At 48.3% G+C, this 3135-nt stretch carries 1 protein-coding gene and 1 pseudogene; both read right to left on the bottom strand.

Features of this window, described 5'->3' with window-relative positions; all coding sequences use genetic code 11:
• Positions 1-234: 234 nt before the first annotated feature.
• Positions 235-1831 (bottom strand): annotated as a pseudogene (locus HKD24_RS14895) (B12-binding domain-containing radical SAM protein).
• A 317-nt stretch (positions 1832-2148) separates the two neighbouring features.
• Complete coding sequence (locus tag HKD24_RS14890; protein WP_194260944.1) at positions 2149-2844, bottom strand: VIT1/CCC1 transporter family protein; 696 nt, start codon at positions 2842-2844, stop codon at positions 2149-2151.
• Between the last annotated feature and the right edge of the window lie 291 nt (positions 2845-3135).

Here is a 3135-nt window from a genome sequence, read left to right as displayed (position 1 = left end):
AACCCAGGACCAGAGGGCCAACAGCAACGCCGTCAGAATGGCGGCATAACAATAACCGGGTATAGCTTATTCAAACCCAAAAACTGTCCGAACAGACGGGTCCACCTCTGATGTTCGTGCGATGACCAGGAAACTTTCTGTGCATCAGTTGAAAAAATGGTTTTCCATGGCACTGGATAAACTGGAAGCCGGCAAACGATGTGTGTGCACATTGCTTCCAGATCTTAATACAAGTCAGATTGCCATAAGCTCGACTTCAATAGGTTGCATGACAGGTGGAGGGCTCCACCGACCTTGATCTATATTTGCTATTTCCTCGTCAATTTCAGCAATGACCTGCCGTGAAAATGGACCAAGGTGAAGGTAAAGCGCACTTGTCATGACCACATAAGGGAGTGCTTTGGGGTTATGCAAAGCGCAGCCAGTATCATACGCCAGAACTGCCCGGTCGTTCCCGGTCCGGCCCGGTGGATGCGGAAAAGCAGCCGGATAAAACTGCGTAGATCTCCTTTTATCATTCGGTGCGTGCGTTCACGCTTGAGCATTCGGCCAAGCCTGCGGACCCGGCCGAAATAAGCAGTCGGATCATAGATTGCGGCAAGCACTGTTCTGTAATCATTCAGCACGTCACGCCGTGGGCGTTTTGTTTCGAAATTAAGTCCAGCGGTACACTGATCGCCCGACTGGGTCTGTTCACTGCCGGAAAAAAGACGACCTTCGGCAAAAAGGCGGCGAGTCAATTGCGTTGTGGGCAGGGCGTAAAGCAGACCCACCATGCAGACCGGGATCGATGTCTCTTCGATACATTCAATCATGCCTTTAGCAATGCTGCCTTTTTCGCTATCAAACCCGACGATAAAGCCAGCATTAACAAAAATTCCTGCTTTGTGGATTGTCTCGATGCTCTGCTGTAAGCTCCGCCTTGTATTCTGCTTTTTTTGCATGAGCACCAGAGACTCTGTATCTGGACTTTCGATACCGACGAATATGGCAAAGAAATTTGTCTCAGACAGGCTACGCAGCAAATCGGGATCATCCGCGAGGTTAATTGAAGCCTCTGTTGAGAATTCAAATGGAAAATTCTTTGTATTCTGCCACTGTTTGAGGTCTGGTAGAAATTTTTAAGTGCTTTCTTGTTGCCTATCAGGTTGTCATCCACAAAATCGACATGTCCGCGATAGCCAAGAGCGTACAGGGCATTAAGCTCTGCTATGACCTGTGCATTGGTCTTGGTGCGCGGCACCCTACCGTAGAGTTCGATAATATCACAGAACTCACAACTAAAGGGACACCCACGTGAAAACTGAACGCCAACGTGCAGATACTGATCCAGCTTCAATAAATCAAAACGCGGCAGAGGGCTTTTTGTAACATCTGTTTTGCCCATCTCCGCTTTGAATACGCCTTGCCTGTCACCACGCCGCCATGCCGTGATGAAATCAATCATGATTTCCTCGGCTTCGCCCAGAACCTGAAAATTTGCTGCACTGTAAAGGTGGGGGCTGGACGTAACATCGGGGCCACCGATCACGACCGGCTTGCCAAGGGTACGACACATTTCGATAATACGCAGGGCATCGTTGCGTTGCGGCAGCATCCCGCCAGTCATGACAATATCGGCCCAGTCAAAATCTGCATCATCCAGCTGTTCGGTGTTTCGGTTTACCAGCCGTATTTCCCAGTTTTCAGGCAGCAGCGCTGCAACTGTAATAAGACCAAGAGGTGCCGCAGGATAGCGTGCGTTCGTTAGATCACAGGTTTCTTGATAGTTCCAGAATGAGCTTGCGTTGAAGAGGGGAAAGACCATGAGTACCCTACAGGCATCGATCATTGTACAAAGATCCAGTGTTCTAGGAACGTGTTGTCGAGTTATTTTCGTTTAATTGATGAATTCTTTTTCTAAGAACTGAGAAAGAAAAAATATATTGAAATATAGTAACTTTTCCCCTTGAATTACAATAGGAATGAGAAAAAATTTAATAATTTTGCAATACTTATTAATTCGTTATTTTATGATTAAACCAAGAAATAGCCAACCATTATTGTCTATTATTGGGATTTATTAATGATGAATGATATTAATTTAAGTGGGGTTTGAATTCACTGTTCCTGCCATTGATGGGTATCTTTTGGATAGCTGCTGCTGCGTTACACGCCGAACAAGTGTCCGATCCCGCCGGTAACAATCATCGCCACAACACCCCAGAACGTCACGCGCAGCGCCGGGCGCAAGGGAGCTGCGCCACCAGCGACTGCACCAACAATTCCCAGAATGGCAAGAACCACGACGGACGTCAGGGAGACACTCCAGGACACCCACGAAACAGGCACCAGAACGGCTGCCAGAACGGGCAACACGGCCCCTGACGAAAAAGCTGAAGCTGATGCAAATGCTGCCTGAATGGGTCTGGCTGCTGTAGCTTCTGAAAGCCCCAGTTCATCTCTAGCATGAGCGCCGAGGGCATCATGCTGCATGAGGGCGACTGCCACCTTATGGGAAAGATCTGCATCCAGGCCACGCTGCTGATAGATCCCCGCCAGTTCAGTTACTTCTCCGTCCCAGTCCGTAGCCAACTCCTGTTTTTCACGGGCGATGTCGGCTTGTTCTGAATCCCGCTGAGAACTGACCGAAACATACTCCCCGGCTGCCATGGAGAGGGCACCCGCCACCAGCGCGGATAATCCTGCGATGAGGATACTGCCGTGTGTCGCATGAGAACTGGCAACACCAACAATTAGGCTTCCGGTGGAAAGCGTCCCATCATTGGCGCCGAGAACGGCGGCACGCAGCCAGCCAAGTTTCTCGACAGCATGACGTTCAGCGAGAGGATGAAGTCGCGACATAAGATTATCCGTTAGCAATCTGAATTATGTTCAGGGATAGGACTTCAATTTCCACATGACAACAAATAATTAATTATAATACTGTGAGTTATTTTCAATGGAATTTATTATTCAAAATCTTTGTCCGTTCAGGTTCCTGTCAGGATTTTCATGGTAACAATAAGAGTTTAATCTCTACTGTCTAGGGCCTGTTAGCACTTGAAACACTTCCCATATTATAGGGATGGAAGAAGGAGACGGAACAGGCACTTTTACGGACGAGACATGGGCGATCTGGGAGCCTCTGATTGA

Origin of the sequence: Gluconobacter vitians, from assembly GCF_015244565.1 — a bacterium.
GTDB classification, from domain to species: Bacteria; Pseudomonadota; Alphaproteobacteria; order Acetobacterales; family Acetobacteraceae; genus Gluconobacter; species Gluconobacter vitians.
Note: the sequence above shows the minus strand (reverse complement) of the source record. Positions and strands in the feature narration are given on the sequence as shown.

Bases quoted from the DNA above. Each gene is read 5' to 3' on its own strand.
- HKD24_RS14890 (WP_194260944.1), bottom strand. From the start codon at position 2,844: ATGTCGCGACTTCATCCTCTCGCTGAACGTCATGCTGTCGAGAAACTT.